Source organism: Brevibacillus sp. HB1.2 (genome assembly GCF_013332495.1).
GTDB lineage: Bacteria > Bacillota > Bacilli > Brevibacillales > Brevibacillaceae > Brevibacillus > Brevibacillus porteri.
Genome location: NZ_JABMIU010000013.1, coordinates 33,560 through 55,027, shown reverse-complemented (window position 1 = coordinate 55,027; position 21,468 = coordinate 33,560). Strand labels below are relative to the sequence as shown.

The 21,468-nt window shown below is 48.3% G+C and carries 23 protein-coding genes; 9 read left to right on the top strand and 14 right to left on the bottom strand.

What is annotated here, in order from left to right; translation table 11 throughout:
* Positions 1 to 148: 148 nt before the first annotated feature.
* Positions 149 to 907, bottom strand: a complete 759-nt coding sequence (locus tag HPY28_RS23645; protein ID WP_174231535.1) for an MBL fold metallo-hydrolase — start codon at positions 905 to 907, stop codon at positions 149 to 151.
* Positions 908 to 1,025: 118 nt separating this feature from the next.
* Between HPY28_RS23645 and HPY28_RS23640 the strand changes: the two genes are divergently transcribed.
* The 3 genes from HPY28_RS23640 (at position 1,026) to HPY28_RS30780 (ending at position 1,989) form a co-directional block, all read left to right on the top strand.
* Positions 1,026 to 1,439: an Lrp/AsnC family transcriptional regulator gene (locus HPY28_RS23640; RefSeq protein WP_017247218.1), complete on the top strand. Its 414-nt coding sequence runs from the start codon at positions 1,026 to 1,028 to the stop codon at positions 1,437 to 1,439.
* A gap of 98 nt (positions 1,440 to 1,537) precedes the next feature.
* A complete protein-coding gene (locus HPY28_RS23635) occupies positions 1,538 to 1,828 on the top strand; it encodes a hypothetical protein (RefSeq protein WP_017247217.1) in 291 nt (96 codons plus the stop codon).
* 26 nt (positions 1,829 to 1,854) lie between these two features.
* The gene (locus HPY28_RS30780) at positions 1,855 to 1,989 is read left to right on the top strand and encodes a hypothetical protein (RefSeq protein WP_017247216.1); all 135 of its coding nucleotides are present in this window, start codon (positions 1,855 to 1,857) and stop codon (positions 1,987 to 1,989) included.
* Between the two features lie 50 nt (positions 1,990 to 2,039).
* On the opposite strand, the gene HPY28_RS23630 is transcribed toward HPY28_RS30780, so the two are convergent.
* Positions 2,040 to 2,384, bottom strand: a complete 345-nt coding sequence (locus tag HPY28_RS23630; RefSeq protein WP_017247215.1) for a cupin domain-containing protein — start codon at positions 2,382 to 2,384, stop codon at positions 2,040 to 2,042.
* A 230-nt stretch (positions 2,385 to 2,614) separates the two neighbouring features.
* Between HPY28_RS23630 and HPY28_RS23625 the strand changes: the two genes are divergently transcribed.
* A complete protein-coding gene (locus HPY28_RS23625) occupies positions 2,615 to 3,778 on the top strand; it encodes a cation:proton antiporter (protein ID WP_017247214.1) in 1,164 nt (387 codons plus the stop codon).
* Between the two features lie 91 nt (positions 3,779 to 3,869).
* Positions 3,870 to 5,003: a glycerate kinase gene (locus HPY28_RS23620; RefSeq protein WP_173624120.1), complete on the top strand. Its 1,134-nt coding sequence runs from the start codon at positions 3,870 to 3,872 to the stop codon at positions 5,001 to 5,003.
* Positions 5,004 to 5,030: 27 nt separating this feature from the next.
* Here HPY28_RS23620 and HPY28_RS23615 read toward each other — a convergent pair whose 3' ends face one another.
* From HPY28_RS23615 to HPY28_RS23590, 6 genes are all read right to left on the bottom strand, one after another.
* A complete protein-coding gene (locus HPY28_RS23615; protein WP_173624121.1) occupies positions 5,031 to 6,590 on the bottom strand; it encodes a glycosyltransferase family 4 protein in 1,560 nt (519 codons plus the stop codon).
* 17 nt (positions 6,591 to 6,607) lie between these two features.
* Positions 6,608 to 7,606: a phosphotransferase gene (locus HPY28_RS23610; RefSeq protein ID WP_017247211.1), complete on the bottom strand. Its 999-nt coding sequence runs from the start codon at positions 7,604 to 7,606 to the stop codon at positions 6,608 to 6,610.
* Positions 7,607 to 7,608: 2 nt separating this feature from the next.
* Positions 7,609 to 8,736 (bottom strand): glycosyltransferase family 4 protein, encoded by a 1,128-nt coding sequence (locus HPY28_RS23605; RefSeq protein WP_017247210.1) that lies wholly within the window; start codon positions 8,734 to 8,736, stop codon positions 7,609 to 7,611.
* 137 nt (positions 8,737 to 8,873) lie between these two features.
* Positions 8,874 to 9,023: a 50S ribosomal protein L33 gene (gene rpmG / locus HPY28_RS23600; RefSeq protein ID WP_007726139.1), complete on the bottom strand. Its 150-nt coding sequence runs from the start codon at positions 9,021 to 9,023 to the stop codon at positions 8,874 to 8,876.
* Between the two features lie 24 nt (positions 9,024 to 9,047).
* Positions 9,048 to 10,262, bottom strand: coding sequence for a GTP-binding protein (locus HPY28_RS23595; RefSeq protein WP_174226252.1), 1,215 nt, complete (start codon positions 10,260 to 10,262; stop codon positions 9,048 to 9,050).
* Positions 10,263 to 10,510: 248 nt separating this feature from the next.
* Complete coding sequence (locus HPY28_RS23590; protein WP_017247208.1) at positions 10,511 to 11,467, bottom strand: hypothetical protein; 957 nt, start codon at positions 11,465 to 11,467, stop codon at positions 10,511 to 10,513.
* 254 nt (positions 11,468 to 11,721) lie between these two features.
* Here HPY28_RS23590 and HPY28_RS23585 point away from each other — a divergent pair, with 254 nt between their 5' ends.
* The 3 genes from HPY28_RS23585 to HPY28_RS23575 are packed head-to-tail and all read left to right on the top strand — an operon-like array spanning position 11,722 to position 15,212.
* Positions 11,722 to 13,086: a VCBS repeat-containing protein gene (locus HPY28_RS23585; protein WP_026042946.1), complete on the top strand. Its 1,365-nt coding sequence runs from the start codon at positions 11,722 to 11,724 to the stop codon at positions 13,084 to 13,086.
* Positions 13,087 to 13,123: 37 nt separating this feature from the next.
* Positions 13,124 to 13,831 (top strand): response regulator transcription factor, encoded by a 708-nt coding sequence (locus tag HPY28_RS23580; protein ID WP_017247206.1) that lies wholly within the window; start codon positions 13,124 to 13,126, stop codon positions 13,829 to 13,831.
* A complete protein-coding gene (locus HPY28_RS23575) occupies positions 13,818 to 15,212 on the top strand; it encodes an ATP-binding protein (RefSeq protein ID WP_254613182.1) in 1,395 nt (464 codons plus the stop codon). Before HPY28_RS23580 ends, HPY28_RS23575 begins: the two co-directional genes overlap by 14 nt.
* 112 nt (positions 15,213 to 15,324) lie before the next feature.
* Here HPY28_RS23575 and HPY28_RS23570 read toward each other — a convergent pair whose 3' ends face one another.
* Positions 15,325 to 15,957 (bottom strand): nitroreductase family protein, encoded by a 633-nt coding sequence (locus tag HPY28_RS23570; protein ID WP_174231533.1) that lies wholly within the window; start codon positions 15,955 to 15,957, stop codon positions 15,325 to 15,327.
* A gap of 127 nt (positions 15,958 to 16,084) precedes the next feature.
* Here HPY28_RS23570 and HPY28_RS23565 point away from each other — a divergent pair, with 127 nt between their 5' ends.
* Positions 16,085 to 16,840, top strand: a complete 756-nt coding sequence (locus tag HPY28_RS23565) for an SDR family NAD(P)-dependent oxidoreductase (RefSeq protein ID WP_173624125.1) — start codon at positions 16,085 to 16,087, stop codon at positions 16,838 to 16,840.
* A 222-nt stretch (positions 16,841 to 17,062) separates the two neighbouring features.
* Here the strand turns inward: HPY28_RS23565 and HPY28_RS23560 are convergent, their stop codons facing one another.
* The 5 genes from HPY28_RS23560 to HPY28_RS23540 form a co-directional block, all read right to left on the bottom strand.
* Positions 17,063 to 18,736: a b(o/a)3-type cytochrome-c oxidase subunit 1 gene (locus HPY28_RS23560; protein ID WP_173624126.1), complete on the bottom strand. Its 1,674-nt coding sequence runs from the start codon at positions 18,734 to 18,736 to the stop codon at positions 17,063 to 17,065.
* Positions 18,737 to 18,751: 15 nt separating this feature from the next.
* The gene (locus HPY28_RS23555; RefSeq protein ID WP_007726119.1) at positions 18,752 to 19,219 is read right to left on the bottom strand and encodes a cytochrome c oxidase subunit II; all 468 of its coding nucleotides are present in this window, start codon (positions 19,217 to 19,219) and stop codon (positions 18,752 to 18,754) included.
* A gap of 23 nt (positions 19,220 to 19,242) precedes the next feature.
* The gene (locus tag HPY28_RS23550; protein ID WP_017247199.1) at positions 19,243 to 19,410 is read right to left on the bottom strand and encodes a hypothetical protein; all 168 of its coding nucleotides are present in this window, start codon (positions 19,408 to 19,410) and stop codon (positions 19,243 to 19,245) included.
* Between the two features lie 225 nt (positions 19,411 to 19,635).
* Positions 19,636 to 20,292: a response regulator gene (locus HPY28_RS23545; protein ID WP_017247198.1), complete on the bottom strand. Its 657-nt coding sequence runs from the start codon at positions 20,290 to 20,292 to the stop codon at positions 19,636 to 19,638.
* On the bottom strand, positions 20,267 to 21,337 hold the full coding sequence (locus HPY28_RS23540) for a PAS domain-containing sensor histidine kinase (RefSeq protein ID WP_026042944.1): 1,071 nt from the start codon (positions 21,335 to 21,337) through the stop codon (positions 20,267 to 20,269). The genes HPY28_RS23545 and HPY28_RS23540 overlap by 26 nt, the downstream gene beginning before the upstream one ends.
* Positions 21,338 to 21,468: the final 131 nt, after the last annotated feature.

The window sequence follows — 21,468 nt, the reverse complement described above, 5'->3', positions numbered from 1 at the left end:
AACACCTCATGACATTAATCATTTACGTAAAAATAGTTTATTACGTTCGTTTTTGTTTGTCAAATGATGGATAAGCCTTTTTTTCGACAACGTCAAAAGCCCCGCTATGACCTGCGGAGCTTTTGGTTTTCATCTATATTCAGTTCGCTCATTGAAAAGAGATGGTTTCGCCATCCTGCGGAACATGTACGCGACCAGATAGCTGTTTTTCCTGCAAACATTCATTCAATTCCTGACGGCTGAGCAAGCAATGGTTCCATGTCTCCATGTGGGCAACAAGAATACGGCTGTCAGGCGCAGTATCTGCGACATGGACGATATCCTCCTTCGTCATCGTGATCGGATCTCCCGTCAAAAAACGGGCCGCACCTGCGAAAACGACGATCACGTCAGGACGATACGCTGCAACAGCCTGCTCCACTTCCTCACACCAAATCGTATCACCCGCCACATACAGCGTCGGCTCACCAGCTCGCTCCAGAACGAAGCCAGATACTGGCCCCATCTGCTGCCCAATTTCCCCTGTTCCGTGTTGACCACTTGTCCGATGCAGGTGAACTCCTTGCCATGTATATTCCTCTTCGATGGCAATGACTTGTTCGAAGCCATGCTGCACCAGCTTGTCTCGATCAGGTGGCTGGCAAAATACAGGTAAATGCTTCGGGAGAAGGCGTATGGCCGCTTCATCGAGATGATCGAAATGGGTATGCGTCACCAAGAGGGCGTCCACGCCAGCGAGTATTTCCTCCACGGATATGGGCAATTCTACTCCTGGATTCGGGCGCTGATTCGGCGTATTCGGTACTGCTGGCATTTCGCCTTTAGAGCTAAACATTGGATCGATCAAAAATGTCAGCCCTGTATATTTCACGCGCAAGGTAGCATGTCTTACAAGCTGAATCTCCATGTCATTTCTTCCTTTCCTCGTTATCGATATAATGGATGTACGTTTATTGTATAAGGCCGTGAACGGTTGCCGCGAAACGATTGCTGGCTACCAACTTTCGCCGTGAAAGGAGATACACATGCTCGATCAAACCGATCTCTCCATCCTTGCCTTACTACGCAAAAACAGCCGATTGCAGTGGAAGGACATCGGCGAACAGGTCCATCTAAGTGGTCAAGCCGTCGGAAACCGCATTAGACGAATGGAGGAGCAGGGCATTATTCAAGGCTATACAGCGCTCATTGATGAAGCCAAAATCGCCCCAGTCCTCACTGCTCTGGTCACCATGTTCATGACCACTACCGATCATTCACTCTTCACTCGTTTTATCAAAAGCCGCAGCGAGATCGTCGAAGCCCATCGCACTAGCGGAGAAGGCTGCTATACCATGATGGTACATGTGCCAGATCAAGAGGCCCTCAATCATTTTTTAGATGCCCTGCTTCCTTTTGGGAACTACCGTGTCAACCTATCGATTAACAAATTGAAATAGTTGGCAGTTTGGCAATGTATCCGCTCTCATGAATTTTCGGGGTTGCTCGATATTGTGAACAAGAGTAGAATGATGAATACGAAAGGAGGAGAATCGCCATGGAAGATATGCTATTGCTGCTGTTTTCGCTGGAAGATTTCTTCGCCTTGGTCGCGCTTTTTGTAGGATGCTTCACTTCTGCTTATTGTCTCAGACAGTGCTACCTGCAAAACCGGGCTCTACATCAGAACGTCACGGATACGTACCGACCTTCCATTAACACGTTGTTGGTGGAGACTTATCCAATGGCGGCAAGGCAACCGCAGCGCCTTCGCTTATTCAGGCGCATACAGCATACAGACGGCGAAATGGATACATATGGTTCCTTCGTTTTGGATCGCGTAGCGTAACAAACATCCAAAAGGAGGTTGATCATATGATCGCCAAATATATCGGAGAAGTTTTGTTGTTTGTTGTGGGTCTGCCTATTTTCGCTTATCAAACATTCGAAGGAATGCACGCATTGGCAGATATCTTCGCACAAATGTCCGATTTCACCAATTTCAAATAAGCTTAACGCATATAAAAGCCTGACCGCTTCTTTTGACGGTCAGGCTTTCTTTAATCTGTCTGGATGCGGTCTCCTCTTGTTGTCGGCTGCGAGATCACAAGAAACTCTACATCCTCTGCTCCCTCGTTTTTCATCTGGTGTTTGACTCCCGGTGGCACTTCTACGCCTTCCTGCCTGCCCAACACATGACGCACGCCATCCACTTCCAGCATAGCCTGTCCTGACAGTACGAAGAAAAACTGACGCGACCGCTCGTGATAATGGCGCACTTCTGCGGTATTTCCGGGCATCCGCTCATGAATGACGCTGAGCTCTTGGCCTTTGACCAGATGCCAGCCATCGCATTGATCGCCCCAATGATAATGCTCTGCATTCTCTTTGCTGATTTTCGCCATGCCTGCTCCTCCTCCGGTTTTTTGCTCTATCTTCACACGCTGAGGAGCATTTGTCACCAAGTGTTTACTTTTTCGGCCCAGTATGTTAAAATATTTGTGTATTGTAAGTGAATATTTGATTCGTTACTGGAGGAGCCTGTCATCATAGGGTTCTTTTTGTCTTTTTTAGCCGACAAAAAGAAAGCTGTGATCGCGGGCTCTTTTTTATTTCGTAAAAAGGGGGAAACCACATGCTTATTTTTCAGCTGGCTGTCATTTTGATCGCCTCCAAAATCGCTGGTGACATCAGCGTGCGGCTGGGACAGCCATCCGTTTTGGGGAAACTGCTCATCGGTATCGTTTTAGGTCCTACGGTTCTCGGGCTGGTCACAGACACAGAAATCCTCAAGGAAATTAGCCAAATCGGGGTTATCCTGCTCATGTTTATCGCGGGCTTAGAGACTGATATTGATGAGTTCAAACGCACCGCCAAGTCTTCAACCAGCGTAGGCGTCGCAGGGATTGTCATGCCGCTTGCACTCGGTTATGGTGCCGGGATTGCGATTGGTCTCTCCAACATCGAAGCGATCTTCCTGGGCCTATTGCTCTCTGCTACCAGCGTGAGTATTTCCGTACAAACGTTGAAGGAATTGGGCAAGCTAAAATCAAGAGAAGGTGCAACGATCATGGGAGCCGCTGTTATTGATGACGTTTTGGTTATCTTGGCACTCGCTTTCTTGATGAGCTTTGCTGGCGGCGACGTAAATCTCGGCATGGTGGTTTTGAAAAAGGTCGCGTTTTTTGCCATCGTTATCGTTCTCTCTTGGAAGGTTGTCCCTTGGATTTTGAAAAAATTTGCTCCGTTGCAGGTCACAGAATCAGTCATTTCCGCAGCGCTTATCATCTGTTTCCTGTTCGCATATTTTGCTGAATATACAGGGGTTGCCGCCATCATCGGTTCCTACATCGCCGGTGTTGCCATCAGCTTGACCAATTACAAGCAAGAAGTGACGCACAAGGTTGAGACCATCAGCTACGCGGTTTTCGTGCCAGTATTCTTCACCTCGATCGGGGTAACGGCACAGTTCTCTGGTATCTGGGACAATCTCGGACTGATTGTGCTCCTGAGCGTCATCGCGATTGTTTCCAAGCTCATCGGTGGTGCTTTTGGTGCAAAAATCACAGGCTTCCCGTGGAAAAACTCGATGGCCATTGGTGCAGCGATGGTATCCCGTGGGGAAGTGGCACTCATTATCGCCGCAATTGGTCTGGAGAGCAATTTGCTCACACAAGACATGTTTGCCGTCCTGATTGTCGTCGTACTCTTGACGACCATCGTCACTCCACCGATGATGAAATGGTTCTTCTCGAAAACGGCACAGCCAGAAGAAATAGCATTGAAAAAGAACGCCTAACACAATCAAGACTGTTTCTCGCCTAGACGCGGGGGACAGTCTTTTTTATGATGGAAAAAATACCCTCTTTACTGATAGGAGGAACACTGGCATGAAAATTGTAATCGCTCCGGACTCCTTTAAAGGTAGCCTGACTGCCAAACAAGTAGGCGAAGCCATTCGCTCAGGTATTCGACGCGTACTCCCGCAAAGTGAACTCCTCGTGAAACCGATGGCTGACGGCGGCGAAGGTACCATGCAATGCCTGGTCGATGCCACAGACGGAAGAATACTGACCGCCACCGTAAACAACCCGCTCGGACAGGACATTTCTGCTGAATTCGGCATTTTGGGTGACGGTGTAACCTGTGTGATCGAAATGGCTGCTGCCTCTGGTCTTTACTTAATTTCTGCCGCAGATCGCAACCCGCTTGTCACGACGACCTATGGCTTTGGTCAATTGATTACGGCCGGACTGGATCAAGGCTGCCGCAAGTTCATCCTGGGACTGGGTGGCAGCTCTACCAATGACGGAGGCGCTGGCATGCTCCAAGCTCTCGGATTTTTGCTACTCGATCAAGACGATCAGCCCCTCTCTTTTGGAGGTGGTGAATTATCACGACTGAGCCGTATTGATACGAGTCAGGTTGATATGCGGCTGACTGACTGTCAGTTCGTCATTGCGTGTGATGTCACCAATCCTTTTGTTGGACCCAATGGCGCTTCTCACGTTTTCGGCCCGCAAAAAGGAGCCACACCGGAAATGGTCCTGCAATTAGATGATCATTTGCGCCATTTCGCTGACTTGATCGAAGAGACCCGCGGCATCGCCATTCACGATTTGCCTGGGACAGGTGCTGCGGGCGGTGTCGCTGGTGCCCTTCTTGCTTTTCTGAATGGCCAGCTGCGTTCTGGGATTGAGATTGTGATCGAGACGACCGGACTCGCGGAAGCCATGGACAAAGCCACTCTGGTGATCACAGGTGAGGGACAAGTCGACTTCCAGACGGCCCAAGGAAAGACGCCATGTGGAGTTGCCCAAGTCGCAAAACGATACGGCATTCCCGTCATCGTCCTCGCTGGTTCCATTGGAACTGGCATCGACGCCCTTTATGAAAAAGGCGTTTCTGCCGTTGTCAGCATCACCAACAAACCGATGACGCTGGATCAATCAATGCGCGAAGCTGCCTCGCTCTTGGAGCAGACAGCCGAACAGGTTATGCGGATTTATAGCCTGAAATCCTGATCTGCCACTTCCTTTATTATTGTGCTACTACTCCTCATCAGCATTTTGTTGACCGTATATGAGTGCATCGACAAGCCTTTGATATCCAATATCGGAGAAGAATTCGAAAGTGACTTCGGCGGGATCGTCACTCCCATCGGACTCGTCATCATTTTCGGTACGCAGATCGGCAAGATTTTGGAAATCTCGGGTGCTAAAACAGCTCAACCCAGATCGACTGCCGCTCTCTTCATTACCTTCCCCATTGTCAGGCCCCTCTTGCCGTCGCTCGGGTTGAACGCCAGGCTGGGTACCGTGCTGATCTGGCAAATCTTGATGGCCAGGGCTATCGGCAACGTTGCAATGGTCGTCAGTCATGTTAACGCCACGTATTTCGGGGTTGTATCCCACTTCTCCACCATGAACTTGACTACCGCGTATCGTGTCCAGAAATTGGTCAAACTTGTGGAAGGTATTGTTGTGGTTGCCTTTTTGGAGCTCATCCTGTTGTAAAGCTTTTTCAGACTCGTAAATCTGGTTAAGTCTAGCAGCTGTGGCACTCCAACTAAACTTTTCCAAGGCAATTTGACGAGCTTCTTGCTTCATTTTCAAATACAGGGGCTTATTCATGATCAGCAAACAAATCGCATCGGCGAAGGCTTGCGGATTTTTATATTGTTTGATCAGCAATCCAGAACGGCCATGCTCAATGATTTCTTTTATGCCCCCGTTTTTCGAGGCTACGACTGGCAATCCGGAGGACATCGCTTCGACGTTAACAAGGCCGAACGATTCATGTTTTTGCGAAGGACAAATAAACAGATCGGCTTTTCTAAAAACGCGGTGGATACTACGATGGGGGACCGTACCTAGAAATTCGGCATGTACGCCAAATTTACGAGAGAGCGACTGCAATTGCCTTGCATATTTGCTTGTTGGTGATCCTCCTGCAATCATTACTTTGACAGGCTGGGCTATCTGCCTTTTCACAAGCTTAGCTGCTTGAAGCAATACGGGAATGCCTTTACGTGGAATAAGCCTGCCCGCGAACAATAAGGTGAAGGCACGGGGATGAGAGGTTTTTTGAATAGGGGAAAAGCGAGATGTATCGACTCCAAGCCATGCAACCCGGATTTTTCTCGACATGCTAGGAAAACGAGCAGAAAGCCGACTTTCAAGCGATGAACTGTTGGTGATAATCAAGTCCGCTTTTCGTAATCCGGCCAAGGTCTCTGCCCGGCTGGTATGGGGAGAATTGACAAAAGTCAGCGAGTGAAGATACAAGGACACAGTCGCATTCGGAAACATCGATTTAATCTGCCTGACGAACTCCGGACGGTTATCAATTTGCAAAACGTCAAATCGGCGTTTTATTAGGATTTTTTTCACATGGGTCAAATATTTCGCAGGACTGCCGGTAGGAACGCGATAAATGTGCACCCCATCTATAAAAGAATACTTCGGATAACGAGGATGCGCTCTACTGATAATCGAGACCGAATGCCATTTACTCAATTCCTTGGCAATCGCCAGAATTGTAATCTCGACGGACCCCCCAAGAATGGGGGGGACGGGGATTTGCTCGGGGGCGATGATGACGATTTTCATACCGAACACTCTCCTGTTTAAGAGCTATGACTGGCAGCGTACTCATCAAGTTCCTGCAAAAAAGGGCCGATTCTCCTCTCTGAATCAAGTGCCCATCGTAACCGCTTCATGGTAAACGGGATTCTTTTGAATGGGGACAGTACTAAAAATGTCGAGAACGGAAATCGCAGCCAGGCACCAATCAGTTTATATTCGCTTTTGTTTAGTGTGGTAACCTGACGATAACCATCCAGAATAGCTTTGGCAATGGAAAAATCCCATTGATAATCTTTGCATGAATTATAAATGATGCGATATAAATCATAGGCTCGCAGATCGACATGCAAGGTTTCAAAGTCGATCAAGTAGGTACCTTCATCATTGAGAATAAAATTGCTCGGTCCCCCATCACCATGACATAGGACTCCATGTTTACGCGGATTGCGACGGCAATTGTTATATTCGCTGCTATTCAATAATGCTTCCGCTTGTCTCGAGTAACGCATGATTTCCGCCCGGTGCTGTTTGAGAAAACGGTTAATAGGCAGGCTAAAGCCATTTCTCTTCGCTTTTGCCATCTTGTTTTGTATATATCGGTGCCTGTTACCTAAAGTGGCGTACCATGTCCCAATCTGACTGTAAGCAAAATTCCCAATGAGAGCTGTACGTCCAGCCTCATGAAAACGTGCCAACGCAGCACCGCATCCCCTCATATCCGCTAAATTGCGCGGCGAGGGTTTCCTCCCCAAAATCCAGGGAGTTAGTACAAAAACCTCTCCTTTTCTCGAGAGTTGATAGGTATTGCGGCCCTCTGGCATCTTAGGGTTGCGCCACGCCAAAAGCGATCCTTCCTGCCGGACCCGTATCAGCATCCGGTCAACCCACCGTATTCGAGCCACTCCTTTTGGCATCCGCTTTAAGCTGAACGTCCGGCCCCCTGGCGTTACAATCCGATAGATTCCTCCTCGAATTTTCTTTTGTTGGCGTACCCGAACCCCAAACTGTTTGGCTATACCGGTAATGGCTTGTTTGCTCATTGTCATTCCGCCTTGTTCAGGTTTGTAAACAATGATTGATATTGAAGTGCAATCGAAGACCATTTATATCGTGCGGCAGTTGACTGGGCATTGCGTACTCTATTTTCCGCTAGGTCCGGATTATTCCAAAATGCTTTAACGGCTCGAGCTATCCTGGTGCTATTGACTGTGGAAATAATTTGGGCATTTTGATCGTTTACAAATTCCTTTAATCCTCCCGACAAGGTCGAAATAAGTGGTACACCATTTGCCATCGCTTCCAATGCAACCAAGCAAAACGATTCTTTTTTACTTGGAACAATAACGGCACCGTAAGAAGCGTACATCTGTTGCACGGCTCCGTATTTGCTCTGTTTGACCCAGCGAATTCTCTTTGTAACGCCAACTCGTCTTGTAAGGGCTTTGAGTTTTCTTTGATAGCTGGCATTTCCGCTTCCTACAATGGTCAAATGTACCCGTTTATGTTCTCGTGACAGGAGGCCAATGGCTTTTATTAAGGCATCGATCCCTTTGGAAGGAATCAGTCTACCTACGTACAGCAATTTAGTCGGGGCAGATTTTGACTGCTTGGTTATCGGTTTCACACCGTGCGGGATAACAGAAAATTTATGGATAGTAGTATGAGGATAACGTCTCCTTGTTGCACCTATTTGCCACCTGCTCGGCACAATGATTTGACTTGCACTCCGAATCAATTTTGTCTGGTTTTTCCCAAACGGCGAATAGATACCTTGAGAGGCTAGAGAGTGGCATGAATAGACAACTGGCACATGAAACCGGGCTTTGGCTATTTTGGAAGTATCCGCAAATTCCGTACTATGCACATGAATGATATCAGGTTTGACGAATCCCGCTTTGGACATCGCGTACAAGACGGATTTCGCTTTGAAAGATTGTTTTGTGCGATTAAAGTAACGAGGAGCTTTTGGAAATCGAAGAATGCACAAATTTTCGTTCGGCTTTGATATCGTCAATCGATTGGATTTTCCGGTGCATAGAACCGTTACCTCCACATCATTCCTACTCAACTCTCTAGACAAGTGAGTAGCGACGATCCCTAGCCCTCCGATTATTTTGGGCAGATACTCATTCGTCATGACCAACACTTTCAGCTTGTTTTCGTTCTCCAAATAGTACCCTCCTCGTATACTCGCTTTTATCGCATCGCGCATCCGGGAAGAATTCATCATGACACAAATATATTTTATGTCCGGTTGATAAGAAGGTGTTGGGCAGGGTGCCTATGGTCTTCAGACATTTTTTGAAATCACTTAGTTTCCCTATGAAGGGTATAGCGTTTTAGACGCGGGGAGTATTTTTTCAGTTCTAATCGTTCGGGATGATTCCGCTTGTTTTTGGATGTGATATAGTTGCGGTCTCCGGTTTCAGTGCATTGCAGGGTAACGTTCACGCGCATGGATGTCAGCCTCCTCTTTTTTGGTTACAATGTCGTCTCGATTACAGCATCTGCTGTCGGGAGTGGGTCGGGCAGCTTACTCCAGTCCGCCTCGTATTCCTCATCGTTCAGGAGACATGCATCGAGTTGCTTCACGATTTGCTCCTGGTTCAGATCGATCCCGATAAAGACGAGCTCAATAGTTCGATCCCCATGTACGGGATGCCATGTTTGCTGCCAGTCTGGCTCTTCTACCAGAATGACTTTTTGCTCTTCTGCCGATAACGCTGCTGTCCAATAGCCAGCCGTTCCGATTTCAATGGATGGCCCCGCCTGGCTGAGTGACATCGCCACGTCATTTCGTGTCGCCAACCAGAAAAAGCCTTTGGCACGCACGACCTCCTCAGGCCACTCCTCCAACCACTTTTCTAAACGGGCTGGATGAAACGGCCTGCGACTGCGATAAACGAAGGAGGAAATTCCGTACTCGTCCGTCTCAGGTGTATGCTCTTCCTTTTGCAGCTCAGCAATCCATCCCGCTGATTGACTGGCAGCCTCGAAGTCGAACAGGTTGGTATTCAAAATTTCTTGCGGGTCTACCTGCCCACGAACAGCGCGGATGAAGCGGGCATTTGGCTGTAGCTTGCGCAGAACGGCTTCCAGCTGTATTAAATCGTCTGGAGCGACACGATCGCATTTGTTCAGGATCAACACATCACAGAATTCAATCTGGTCGATTAAAAGATCCGCCACCTCACGGGTATCCTCTTCGCCAACTGCCTGCCCTCTGTCCAAAAGGTTTTCGCCAGACGAAAAGTCATGCCAGAAGCGGTATGCATCCACTACGGTCACCATCGTGTCCAAGCGGCACAGCGACGATAAATTGATGCCATTTTCTTCGTCAACGTATGTGAAAGTCTGGGCGACAGGAACCGGCTCGCCTACTCCCGTCGATTCAATCAATATGTAGTCATACCGTCCTTCCAAAGCCAGACGCTCTACCTCTGTCAGCAAATCCTCTCGCAAGGTGCAGCAAATGCAGCCATTCGAGAGCTCCACTACCTTTTCGTCCACCCGTGAAAGACCACTACCCGAGAGGATCAGAGAGGCGTCTACGTTTACTTCGCTCAAGTCGTTAACGATCACGGCGACTCGTAGCCCGTCCCGATTGTTCAGGACATGGTTCAGTAGCGTCGTTTTGCCCGCTCCCAAGTACCCGCTCAGGACTGTGACGGGGATTTTCGTTTCGTTCATGTTCATGCTGGGTTCTCCTTTTTGTTTTACTCAAAGCGTAATCATTACGATTTGTTTGTTATCATAGCGCATCAAAATATCCGAAGTCAACACAAAACGTAATAATTACGATTTAAATACCGGAGAATAACCTTATTTCTCCTTTCGGAATGACTTTTCACGAATACGCCTGCAAAATGGCTAATGCCTACAAATTTGTATTAAAAAAAATCAGCCAGATTTCACTCTGACTGATTTCCTCCACACCTACTCCATTATTGTTTTTTCGCCTTATTCATCCCAATCGCTTCCCCATAAACCCCAATAACTGGCTGGTACGCCTCACGATCATTTAATTTCCCCTGCTCGACGACTGGCTGCAGGCTATTTTCTTTCCATGTAAGCTGACTGTATACATGACCTGTCGCAGTCGGCATCGTGACGAGGATGTCTTTTACCTGATCGTCATTGCCATTCGTGATGGCGAGCTTCGGAAGAACACCGCTGTCTCGTTTTCCTACAGAGATAAACGTCTGGTGATTATCCTTCCCTCCGCGAACCACGACACGCAGGTTATGGGCCGTCTGATTCATCGATACGCCCATCTTATCGCCTACGAGCAAAATGTGATCCTTAATATTGTCTCCGGTCACATCTGCATACTTCGAATCAAGGACAAAGGTACTATCGTTGCCCAAATTGAAGCCGCTATTGATCGTCACATCTGGCGACGGCATATTGTCCCAGTCTGCTTTTTGAACCGATACCTGTAAAAGCTGCGGCTGTTTATTGACGATGTTCCACACACTGGTCGCCACTGCCAAGCGATCCTCCGTATTCAGCCCCCACAAGGTTTGCTTGCCTATATAACGCAGGTTGCCTTTCGTATCCCGGAATGGCACCAACTCCACCAGCTTTTGCGTATATCCATCGGTTGCCTTTTGCAGCTTTCCATTGGCATGATAAATCCCTTGCCTCACGTACGTAGCCTTATTGTCCGATATATCTACTGTACTCGTCGCTTTCGTTTTTGCATTCGTTACTTTTGCCACAAATCCATCGATAAATTGTATGCTGAACGGGATATTTTGCTCTGGTTGCAATAAAACTACTGGCGCGTACGCTTGCGATTGGATTCCACTCGCTTGAACCGGGTCAGCCCCAACGCCCGAAGCCATGAGAACTGCGCCGCTGCAAAGAACTGCCGCCATCGTTTTGTGCCATGCTTTCATCCTATTCTCCTCCTTCGTATAGATAACATCCAACTCCGATCCTACATTTTTAAACGAAATTGTTAGGTCATTTGTTGCTAGTAATATACTCCCTGTTCTTTCGCACTTTTTTCCTGTATAAGGAAGCTAAGAGCACGTTCGTTCGTTCATGAAAAGCTCGAAAACGGGTTTTTTTACCGTTTTGCAACAATTTTGCTGGATGGGCAAGCTACAATATAGTCAAATGGATGCAGCAACAGAAAGGAACATTTGAAATGAAAAAGGCTTGGCTCGTAACGACAGCACTCTGCGCCTCGCTTGTTAGCGGTTGCGGACTCACAGATACACCCAATGAATTGATGCGCGCCCCGTCAGCAGACGGCGATCAAAAATCGATCAATCAGGCCGTCATGCAATTTTTGCCGGCTGGGTCACAATTATCTGTTCCTCTACATCCCGCAGAAGCTAGTGCCGTCTCCCTACAGGATCTAAACGGAGATGGGATTGCGGAGGTCGTCGCTTTTTACAAAACAGAAAAAACCGACTACGAAATCGGTGTGCTTGTGCTTACCCAAAAGCAAGGAAACTGGGAAAAGCTCTCCTCCTTTACTGGTGTCGGCAGCGAATTGGATTACGTCTCCTTTCAAGATCTCACAGGTGACAAAGTTCCGGATATGCTGATTGGAATGGGTGGCGGCGAAGATTTGAACAAGGAACTCTCCGTTTATTCGCTAGCGAATAATATGACTCAGGAATTGATGAAGCAGCCCTATTCCATTATGGCAGTAGGTGATTTGACAGGAGATGATCACGCGGATCTCGCTCTCGTTGTTCTCGATAAAAATAACTTCACATCCAAAGCCGAGCTGTATGGGGCGGCGAGCGGCACAATCGCTAAAAAGACTGAGTTAGCCCTAGACGGATATGTAAATGGTTACTATCAGGCTATCATCGGAAAAGCATCGCCAACCCGAAACGGACTATTTATTGATGCTGGATTAGGTGCTCACTCTGCTTCTACTGAACTACTCCTCTGGGACAATGGACAACTCTCCAACCCTTTGGCAAAAATAGAAGGAGAGATGGATCTGACCTTCAAGCCATATTCTTTGGAAAGTGAAGATATCAACGGTGACGGCATCATCGAGATCGGCACGAAAATACAACCCGCTGGGACAGAGGATTTGGCCATGGCAGAAATCCCTTGGGTCTCCTCCTACTTCCAATGGGACGGGAAAACGGGCTTGAAACACATCGAGGATCATTATCAAAATTACACACAAGGGTTTGACCTCAAGATTCCGGCAAAATGGGGCGAAAAATACACCATCTCCATCAACCATGATACGAATCCGTTTCTCGTCCGATTCCTTTATTACGGAGCGAATGGAAAAAATAAGGCAGAATTACTAACTCTGCAAAGCATCCCCCAAAACGAATGGGTGAAATTTGAAAACGGATTGAAGCAAAAACAAGTTCCCTACATTTTGCTGAAGGAAGAGGGAAAACAAGTCTTAATCGCCATTTTACCGCAAACGACACCTACCCTTGGAAAGGCTGCTCTCGCGGAATATCGATCGATGCAGCTTACCGCAGAGGAAGTTCGTCAGCTCTACAAACCGATAACGAGCCGGGAATAAAGTGAAATAGTAAATCCTTATCAAGGAGATTTGCCCTATGAAGGTTCTATTACTGGAAGACGAGAAATCCATCCGAGATTTTGTGCGCATTAATCTCAAACGCGAGGGCTATGAGGTAATCGAGGCTGGCACCGGAGAAGAGGCACTTGATCTCGCAGATCAACAATCGGACATCGTCATTGCCATTCTCGACGTCATGCTCCCCGGCATTGATGGCTTCGAAGTATGCGGGCAGCTGCGCAAAAAATATCCGCGTCTCGGGATCATTATGCTGACAGCTAAAAGCCAGGAGCTGGACAAAGTCATGGGTCTCGAATTCGGAGCAGACGATTACGTCTCCAAGCCATTTAGCCCTGCGGAACTGCTAGCCCGTGTCAAAGCGTTGCACCGCAGATTGACACCCATTCCTGAGGCTGAGGACAAAAATGAAATTAACATTGCCCCCTTCACGCTGTTGCTCGATGAACGCAAGCTGATTCGGGTGGAACAAGAAATTGACCTCACGCCAAAAGAATTTGCCATCATCAAACTACTCGCTGAAAATGCGAACAAAGCCATCAGTCGCGACGAGATTTTGACAGCAGTTTGGGGTCAATTTTTTGTCGGGGACTTAAAAATCGTGGATGTGAATATCCGCAGAATCCGGCAAAAAATTGAGGACGATCCAGCTCATCCAGCTTTCTTGGAGACAGTCTGGGGGTATGGCTACCTGTGGCGAAAGGACGTCCCCGATGAAAGGCATTAAGAGTAGGCTGGTTCTTCATTTCGGCCTGATCCTCCTTTTAATCGTACTGCTCTTGGAAGGACTGTTTTACTGGGCCGTTCATACGTATTACATCGGGACTGCGACCGAAGCATTAGTGACCCGCAGCACGACCTTCACCAATTTTATTAACAAGTACGCCACTGGCTATCGGTTAAAAGACAAAGCACGCTACATCTTGGAAAATGTTTCGAATCAGGAATACGCCAAAATTGAGGTCTTGGACCCAGGAGGAAAAGTCATTCTCAACTCCTACGGCTTTCAGACCAGCGAGATCATCAATACCCCTGACGTCATGGATGCCATCAAGGGACAAAGTGGTCTCTACATCGGGAAAAGTCCACAGTCGCGGGAGCGTGTCATCGCGGTGTCCAATCCACTAACGTACAGCGGAGAATTTGTAGGTGTTCTGCGATACACGATCTCCGCTGAACCGCTCTATCAAGCAGTCAATCGCATTGCCTTGTACGGGGCAGGTGTTGGGACAAGCGTAGTCGTCCTCGCTTTTGCGCTCAGCCTACTCATGGCAAAACGAATCGTCGACCCTATCGAAGATTTAACGAATGCGGCTAAACAAATGGCGGAAGGAAATTTCGCTGTCCGCGCGCCAAAACGATTCGATGATGAAGTAGGAACCCTCGCGGACACTTTCAATTACATGGCAGCGGAGATCGGGAAAAACGAAAAGTTGAAAAATGACTTCATCTCCTCTGTCTCCCATGAGTTGCGTACCCCACTTACGTCGATTAAAGGATGGGGCGAAACGCTCATTTCGGGCGGTCTGGAAGAGCCTGAAGAGACGATGCTCGGTCTGGAAGTCATCTCCAAGGAGACAGATCGTTTGATCGGGCTCGTCGAGGAATTGCTCGATTTCTCGAAGTTTCAATCCGGTGAGATGAAATTGTCCCGCGAACGCATGGATGTCCGAGAGCTTCTCAATGATTTGCATCTTCAATTTTCAGTACGTGCCAATGCGAAACAAATCGAGTTGAAGCTAGAGACTCCCCCTACCCCACTCATGGTTTTGGGAGACCCGAATCGGCTGAAGCAAGTTTTTGTGAATCTATTGGACAACGCATTGAAATTCACGCCACAAAATGGCTCGATCGTCATCGCAGCTTCCTTGTCAGGCGATAGGCTCCTTGTCACAGTCACGGATACTGGTGAAGGCATTAACCAGGAAGACCTGCCGCATGTCACAGAAAAGTTTTTCAAGGGACGCTCCAAGCTCTCCGGTAGTGGTTTGGGATTGGCGATCTGCAAAGAGATCATTCAACTCCATGCCGGGCGGTTTTCGGTCAGCAGCGCCCTTGGTCAAGGAACATCGATTATGGTGGATTTACCTTTGTTGGCGAATCAATAAGGCAGGAAGAGCGAATAGCTCTCCTGGAGAAGATTTGACAAAAAAACTCACCCTTGCCGCATTGAATATGAGGCGTGGATGAGTTTTTTGCTGTTGGAACACGATATCGATATTAGAAGCTGTTTTGAATGACCAGTTCGTCCAGGCCAAAACGGGAAGTTGAATAAGCTTGCACGCTTGCTTTCCCCAAAGTCAGCATGAGTGTTGGCAAATAGCGGGATGGGATGTTCAGCTCTTTAATGAGCGCATCGCGGTTGTAGCCACCCATTGGGCACGTGTCGTACCCTTTTGCTTTTGCCGCCAGCATGAGCTGCATCGCTGCATAGGATGAATTACGGATTGCTTCATCACGCGCGATTTCTGGGTTGTTATTGTAAGCCCCTTCGATTTGCGCGATCATAGTCTCACGTACTTGCTCTGTAACGTATCCTTTTGCCAATGCTTCATCATAAACAGAGCGAGCAGACTTATAAGCCTCCAGATCGCCGAGAATGATGATGGTAGCATAAGCATCCACTACCTGCTGCTGATTGTATGCGATTGGGAGCAGTTTTTCTTTGATAGCCGGATCAGTCACGACAAGAAAACGCCAATGCTGCAAATTCCAGGACGATGGCGCACTTGCTGCAAGACGCAGGATTTCGTTTAGCTCGCCTTGTGGAATTTTTTCATTCCGATCGTATTTACGCACGCTGTGACGGGCTTCCATTACCTGTTCAGCGGTAATTTTCAGTTCTGTATTCATGGTTGAATCTCCTCCATACTGTATAGTACGCTGTTAAAAAGATACTACTTACTTTATTATCGTTACGAACATTTTGCAATTACTTTTTTCATTTCGCTTCATACTCTATTGTTTGGAGGCACTCTCGATGAAATACACGGATAACATTGTCATCGTCACTGGCGGTGGCCAAGGCATTGGACGGGCTGTTGCCACCATGTATGCTGCCGAAGGTGCACATGTCGTCATCGCCGAATACAATCGCGCAGCGGGAGAAGAAACGGCCTCGCTAATCAACACGACAGAAGCAGTGAAAGGCACAGCCCACTTCGAGCACATTGACGTCAGCGTGCCAGCGCAGATCGAACAATTGATGAGAACCGTCGATGAACGCTGGGGACGCCTCGATGTTTTGATCAACAACGCGGGCTTGTCCGTATGGGAATCCCCCTATGAACTGACCGTCGAAGCGTGGGACCATATCTTGAACACGAATTTGCGGAGTGTCTTTCTCGCATCGAGAGAAGCAGCCAAAATCATGCGTCGCCATGGTGGAGGCGCTATCCTTAATCTTTGTTCGACGCGGGCGCACATGTCCGAGCCACATTCAGAGGCATACGCGGCTTCCAAAGGAGGCATATTATCCTTAACCCATGCGCTTGGTGTCTCACTCGGCCCCGATGGAATTCGTGTCAATGCGATCTCTCCCGGCTGGATTGAACATCGCGATTATGCCGCTCTTCGCCCCGGGGATCATGCTCAGCATCCGGCAGGTCGCGTAGGTACACCCGATGATATTGCCCGTGCGTGCCTATTTTTGACGCAAAAGGACAACGATTTCATTACGGGTACTGAGCTGATTGTAGATGGCGGAATGACCCGCAAGATGATATATGAGCCATAAGCTAAACCAATGTCCTCCCTCTTGAATATGTTGTGCTAACAAGAGAAAAAGGAGGAGTTGTATGCCATTTGAAGAGGAAGACCTCAGAATTCTCGCCCTATGGCTTTTGGCAATCGGGTATCTGATTCTTGCCTTTACCGAATTGGCAGCGCTAGAGCTTTTTTAAAAAAGAAGGGCCGCTCGCTTCCAAACGGAATGAGCGGCTTTTTCGTACGTATCGTCTTACCAAGTCACAAAAGGCGGCGAGCCTGGTGCCTGGTGCTGAATTTGTTCCAAAATCGGATAACCGTAGGCGAGAATTATCAGGAAGGCAACGAGTCCGATCCATACAGGCCAACGCTCCAAAATTTTTGGAACCTCTTGCGTTGTCTCTGTCTCGGCAATCGGATATTCTGTATTCCCTTTTGGTGCGTAGAAAGTCAGATACAGCAAGATGGCGATCAAGAGAATCGCGGATACGAACAGCAGTCCGCCACCAAACGCCATTACACGTTGATAATCCATCCAGCCCAAAGCTAACGGGTGGTCCATATACGTCGTGTAATCTGTGCGGCGCGGAGCCCCTTGCAAGCCCATTGCGTGCATGGCGAGCGACATCAGGAACATTCCTACTGCCCAGAATACCGTTTGTACCATTCCCATGCGATTCGCAGTCTTGGTCAACTGACGTCCAGTCAATGCAGGTATCAGCCAAAAGCTGACGCCGAAGAAAGTGAGCGCCACCGCAGCTCCTACGGTGATGTGGAAGTGACCCGTAACCCAAATCGTATTGTGTACGACCGCGTTAATCTGGTTACTTGCGTTAATAATTCCCCCAGCTCCGCCAGGAATGAAGAACAGCATCCCAACAAATGGAGCGAAGAAGCGTACATCTGTCCACGGCAGTTTTTTCAACCATCCGAAAAGACCAACACCACCTTTTTTACGTCCGGTCGTTTCAAAAACCGCAAACATCGAAAAGGCTGTCATCAACGACGGGATAACGACGATCAGCGTCAATGTCACGTGTATCATTTTCCATGCTGGCGAAATTCCTGGCTCCATCAATTGATGGTGGAACCCGACTGGGATGGAGAACAAGAGCAAGCTGAGAAAGGCAAGTCGACTGAGCGAATCACTGAAGACATGACCGCCAATGATTCTTGGTAAGCATACATACCACGCCATATAAGCAGGCAGTAGCCAAAAATAAACGAGTGGATGACCGAAAAACCAGAACAGCGTACGGCTGAGCATGACGTTAATCGTTGGAACCAGCCCGAGTGACCACGGGATAAGTTGGAACAGAACCTCAACCGCTACAGGAATTGTCGCTGTAATCCACAAGACATAGGTAGTCACACCCATGAAGACGAACAACGGGGACATTTTCCCTTTATTTTCACGTTTCCATTTACGATAGCTGGCAAAAACCCCGAATCCCGCTAGCCAGCTACCTACTACGAGCAAGGCAGAACCAATGTAAAAGTACGGAGATGCTTTCAGTGGTGCGTAGAACGTATAAAGGACAGAGGCTTCATTCAGCAGAATAGTGACAACAGCCATCAACGTCCCTACCGTCATGAGAATCCAGCCGGCCCATCCAAATTTTAGAGCGGCTCCGTGCAAGGAACCACCTGTTGTGCGGGCGACTCCTGAGAAAATAAATCCGACGATGAAGTACGTGGTAAAAATAAGTGCCATCAATACGCCGTGGGCGGTCAAAATTTGATAGTAATTTGTCCAGCTCGGCAGTTCCATGATTCCACCGCGAACCATGCCCTGTACCATCCCTGCCACAGCTGCCAATCCGAATGCAATATAAGCTACCCACACATAGGCCAAACTAAGTGTTGCCGCAGAACGCTGAACCGGAACATGGGGGAGTGTATCGTCGATCTTCCGTGCGATTACCATAGGATTCACCTACCTTTATTTCACAATAATCGTGGTCGCCATTACCTGATGACCTGCGCCACAGTATTCGTTACAAAGGATCAAATACTCACCTGGCTCGTCAAACGTGTGTGTCGCCGAGCTGATGTGTCCAGGCAGAACCATGAAGTTAATGTTGGTCTCTGGAATCTGGAATCCGTGAATAACGTCTGGACTCGTGACGTGGAAATTCACCGTTGCGCCAACTGGTATTTCCATCTTGGTCGGAGCGAAGCCGAACGCAAATGCTGTCATGTAAGCGTCGTATTCGTTGTCTCCTACCTGTTTCAAGCCTGGTTTATCAAAAGGAGGCGTCTCCGTAACCTTCTCCGGATCAATCATTTCCATATTACTTGGCGGAGCCATCCCCATGGCAAACGCATTGACGCACAACAATACAATAAATAAGGCCAAACCACCTGCGCCAAGCATCAACCAGATTTTTTCATATCGATGCAAATGCATAAGTACCCTCCTTTACTTCCTAATTACGCCCTATCCAGGAAAAGCCCGAATACACCCAACCAACCGACTAGAATAATACCTCCGACGATCAGAACCGCGACAAACGTTCCCTTCAAGTCTTCCTGGTTCGTTTGCAGCTTGCTGGATTTAGATTTCTTGCCTTTCTCCGCCTTGTCAACTTGCGTCTCCATCGCGCTCTTCTCCTTTCCTACGTGCCTCATGGGCGCGGTGTAGTATTCACGCCTTCATTTTACCGCTGGGACCCTTTGAAGTAATTCGGGGAAATCCCCTAAAATGTTCCGGGAAACCCCTGATTTCGACCGTTTTATGACCGTTTTTGGTCACAGGTTCGACACAAAAAAAGACGACCCCTTATTGGGATCGTCTTTGGTTTACTAAATACAAGAGATCGTACTCTACTCAAAATCAAGCCAGCCCTTCTTAATCGCATACCGCACCAAATCAGGGCGTGTACGCAAGTGGAGCTTTTCCATAATATGCGCTTTATGCGATTCTACCGTCTTGACGGAAACAGTGAGCTGCTCCGCAATTTCCTTGTTACTAAAGCCCTTGGCAATCAAGACCAGCACTTCTTTTTCCCGATCAGTCAGGATGTCGTACTTGGCCTGCTCCTCACCGTTCTTGACCATTTGCAGAAATTCCTCGATCAGAGATTTCGTCGCAGATGGATACAAATAGGCCATGCCCTGATTGACCGAACGGATCGCCGCAATCAAATCGAGGTCAGGGGCGCTTTTTAAAATATAGCCAGCAGCACCCGCTTGGAGTACCCGAAACAGGTATTCCTCGTCATCATGCATCGTAAGCACGAGCACCTGAATGTCGGGTGCCGTTTCCTTCAGTCTGGCAGTTGCCGTCAAGCCGTTTTCCCCAGGCGGCATGCTCAAGTCCATCAAAACGACGTCGGGCCGGACTTCCCATGCTTTTTCACATGCCTCTTTTCCGTCAGCTGCATAACCGACGACTTCCATGTCCTCCTGGGCGTTGATCAGCATCCCCAGCCCAGAGCGTACAATCGCATGATCATCAGCGATCAAGACGCGAATGGTCATTCCCTACCCCCTCCTTCGGCACCGGAATTCGGACGATCACCGTCGTTCCTTCCTCGGGTGCGGAGCGAATATCAACGGTACCACCAAGCAGCTGGGCACGCTCCTTCATGCCAAACACACCGAGACCTTTGCCGATGTTCAATGTTTTCTCTACTTCAAACCCTACGCCGTCATCCACAATCGTGACGACAATTTCCTTCTCCCTATTCTCGAACATGATTCCCAGATGGCTCGCCTTTGCGTATTTTGCTGTATTAGTCATGGCTTCCTGTACAATCCGGTATAACGCTGTTTCCATCGCAGCGGAGTATCTGCGTTTCTCCCCCTGAACATGCAGCTCCACCTGGATGTGAAACGTCTTTTCCACCCGTTTCATCAACGAACGTAATGCAGGGAGTAAACCGAGATCATCCAGTGCAGACGGACGCAGCTCCAGCGCCATGCGCTTCACTTCCTCCATCGCCTTGGAAGTCATATTCACCAATTCCGTGACATGCTGCATAACCGGCTCGCTCAATTCTCGTTGTCTGACTACGTTTAGTCCCACTAAAATACTATAAAGCGCCTGCCCTACGCCATCATGCAGCTCCCGGGCGATGCGCTTTCGTTCTTCTTCTTGTGCTTGGATTGCAAAATTCGTCAGCTTGTACTGGTAGCGCTCTTTTTCCACTCGCTGTTGCGCAGACATATCACGCAAAATCATGACCAGCTTCCCCTGCGATTCATCCTCTAGTCTCGCAGAGCTGGCAGCGACAGGGTAATCCACACCCGATTTCGTTCGAAGCCTCATCTCGAATGAAGGCATTTGCACGCGCTTAAAAAAGCAATCCGTGCAGCTCGTTTCTTCCATACACGTTGCCATTCCGAGACACAGCTCGCAAATATGTTTATCTCGAATCAGCTCTTCTTCTGTCCAGCCCGTCATCTGCTCCAACGCAGCATTGGCCTTTACGATTCGTCCCTCATGATCCATTACCAGGATCGCATCGCTAGCGTTGGCAAAGATGGACTGCATCAGGGAGAGCACTTCACTCGACGTACCCATGCGCTCCTCCTTTTGAGACAATCATTCTATCGTTATTGTAAAGTTTCCATAAAAGAAAGTGTATCAGGGAATTCCCTTATCATCATTCGAATTGACATTTTATTAAATTAGAATATTATCTAATTAGATGA

Bases quoted from the DNA above. Each gene is read 5' to 3' on its own strand.
- HPY28_RS23645 (WP_174231535.1), bottom strand. From the start codon at position 907: ATGGAGATTCAGCTTGTAAGACATGCTACCTTGCGCGTGAAATATACA.
- HPY28_RS23640 (WP_017247218.1), top strand. From the start codon at position 1,026: ATGCTCGATCAAACCGATCTCTCCATCCTTGCCTTACTACGCAAAAAC.
- HPY28_RS23595 (WP_174226252.1), bottom strand. From the start codon at position 10,262: ATGAACATGAACGAAACGAAAATCCCCGTCACAGTCCTGAGCGGGTAC.
- HPY28_RS23555 (WP_007726119.1), bottom strand. From the start codon at position 19,219: ATGCATTTGCATCGATATGAAAAAATCTGGTTGATGCTTGGCGCAGGT.
- HPY28_RS23565 (WP_173624125.1), top strand. From the start codon at position 16,085: ATGAAATACACGGATAACATTGTCATCGTCACTGGCGGTGGCCAAGGC.
- HPY28_RS23610 (WP_017247211.1), bottom strand. From the start codon at position 7,606: ATGAGCAAACAAGCCATTACCGGTATAGCCAAACAGTTTGGGGTTCGG.
- HPY28_RS23580 (WP_017247206.1), top strand. From the start codon at position 13,124: ATGAAGGTTCTATTACTGGAAGACGAGAAATCCATCCGAGATTTTGTG.
- HPY28_RS23590 (WP_017247208.1), bottom strand. From the start codon at position 11,467: ATGAAAGCATGGCACAAAACGATGGCGGCAGTTCTTTGCAGCGGCGCA.
- HPY28_RS23620 (WP_173624120.1), top strand. From the start codon at position 3,870: ATGAAAATTGTAATCGCTCCGGACTCCTTTAAAGGTAGCCTGACTGCC.
- HPY28_RS23585 (WP_026042946.1), top strand. From the start codon at position 11,722: ATGAAAAAGGCTTGGCTCGTAACGACAGCACTCTGCGCCTCGCTTGTT.
- HPY28_RS23570 (WP_174231533.1), bottom strand. From the start codon at position 15,957: ATGAATACAGAACTGAAAATTACCGCTGAACAGGTAATGGAAGCCCGT.
- HPY28_RS23625 (WP_017247214.1), top strand. From the start codon at position 2,615: ATGCTTATTTTTCAGCTGGCTGTCATTTTGATCGCCTCCAAAATCGCT.
- HPY28_RS23635 (WP_017247217.1), top strand. From the start codon at position 1,538: ATGGAAGATATGCTATTGCTGCTGTTTTCGCTGGAAGATTTCTTCGCC.
- HPY28_RS23560 (WP_173624126.1), bottom strand. From the start codon at position 18,736: ATGGTAATCGCACGGAAGATCGACGATACACTCCCCCATGTTCCGGTT.
- HPY28_RS23550 (WP_017247199.1), bottom strand. From the start codon at position 19,410: ATGGAGACGCAAGTTGACAAGGCGGAGAAAGGCAAGAAATCTAAATCC.
- rpmG (WP_007726139.1), bottom strand. From the start codon at position 9,023: ATGCGCGTGAACGTTACCCTGCAATGCACTGAAACCGGAGACCGCAAC.
- HPY28_RS23630 (WP_017247215.1), bottom strand. From the start codon at position 2,384: ATGGCGAAAATCAGCAAAGAGAATGCAGAGCATTATCATTGGGGCGAT.
- HPY28_RS23545 (WP_017247198.1), bottom strand. From the start codon at position 20,292: ATGACCATTCGCGTCTTGATCGCTGATGATCATGCGATTGTACGCTCT.
- HPY28_RS23540 (WP_026042944.1), bottom strand. From the start codon at position 21,337: ATGGGTACGTCGAGTGAAGTGCTCTCCCTGATGCAGTCCATCTTTGCC.
- HPY28_RS23615 (WP_173624121.1), bottom strand. From the start codon at position 6,590: ATGAAAATCGTCATCATCGCCCCCGAGCAAATCCCCGTCCCCCCCATT.
- HPY28_RS23575 (WP_254613182.1), top strand. From the start codon at position 13,818: ATGAAAGGCATTAAGAGTAGGCTGGTTCTTCATTTCGGCCTGATCCTC.
- HPY28_RS30780 (WP_017247216.1), top strand. From the start codon at position 1,855: ATGATCGCCAAATATATCGGAGAAGTTTTGTTGTTTGTTGTGGGTCTG.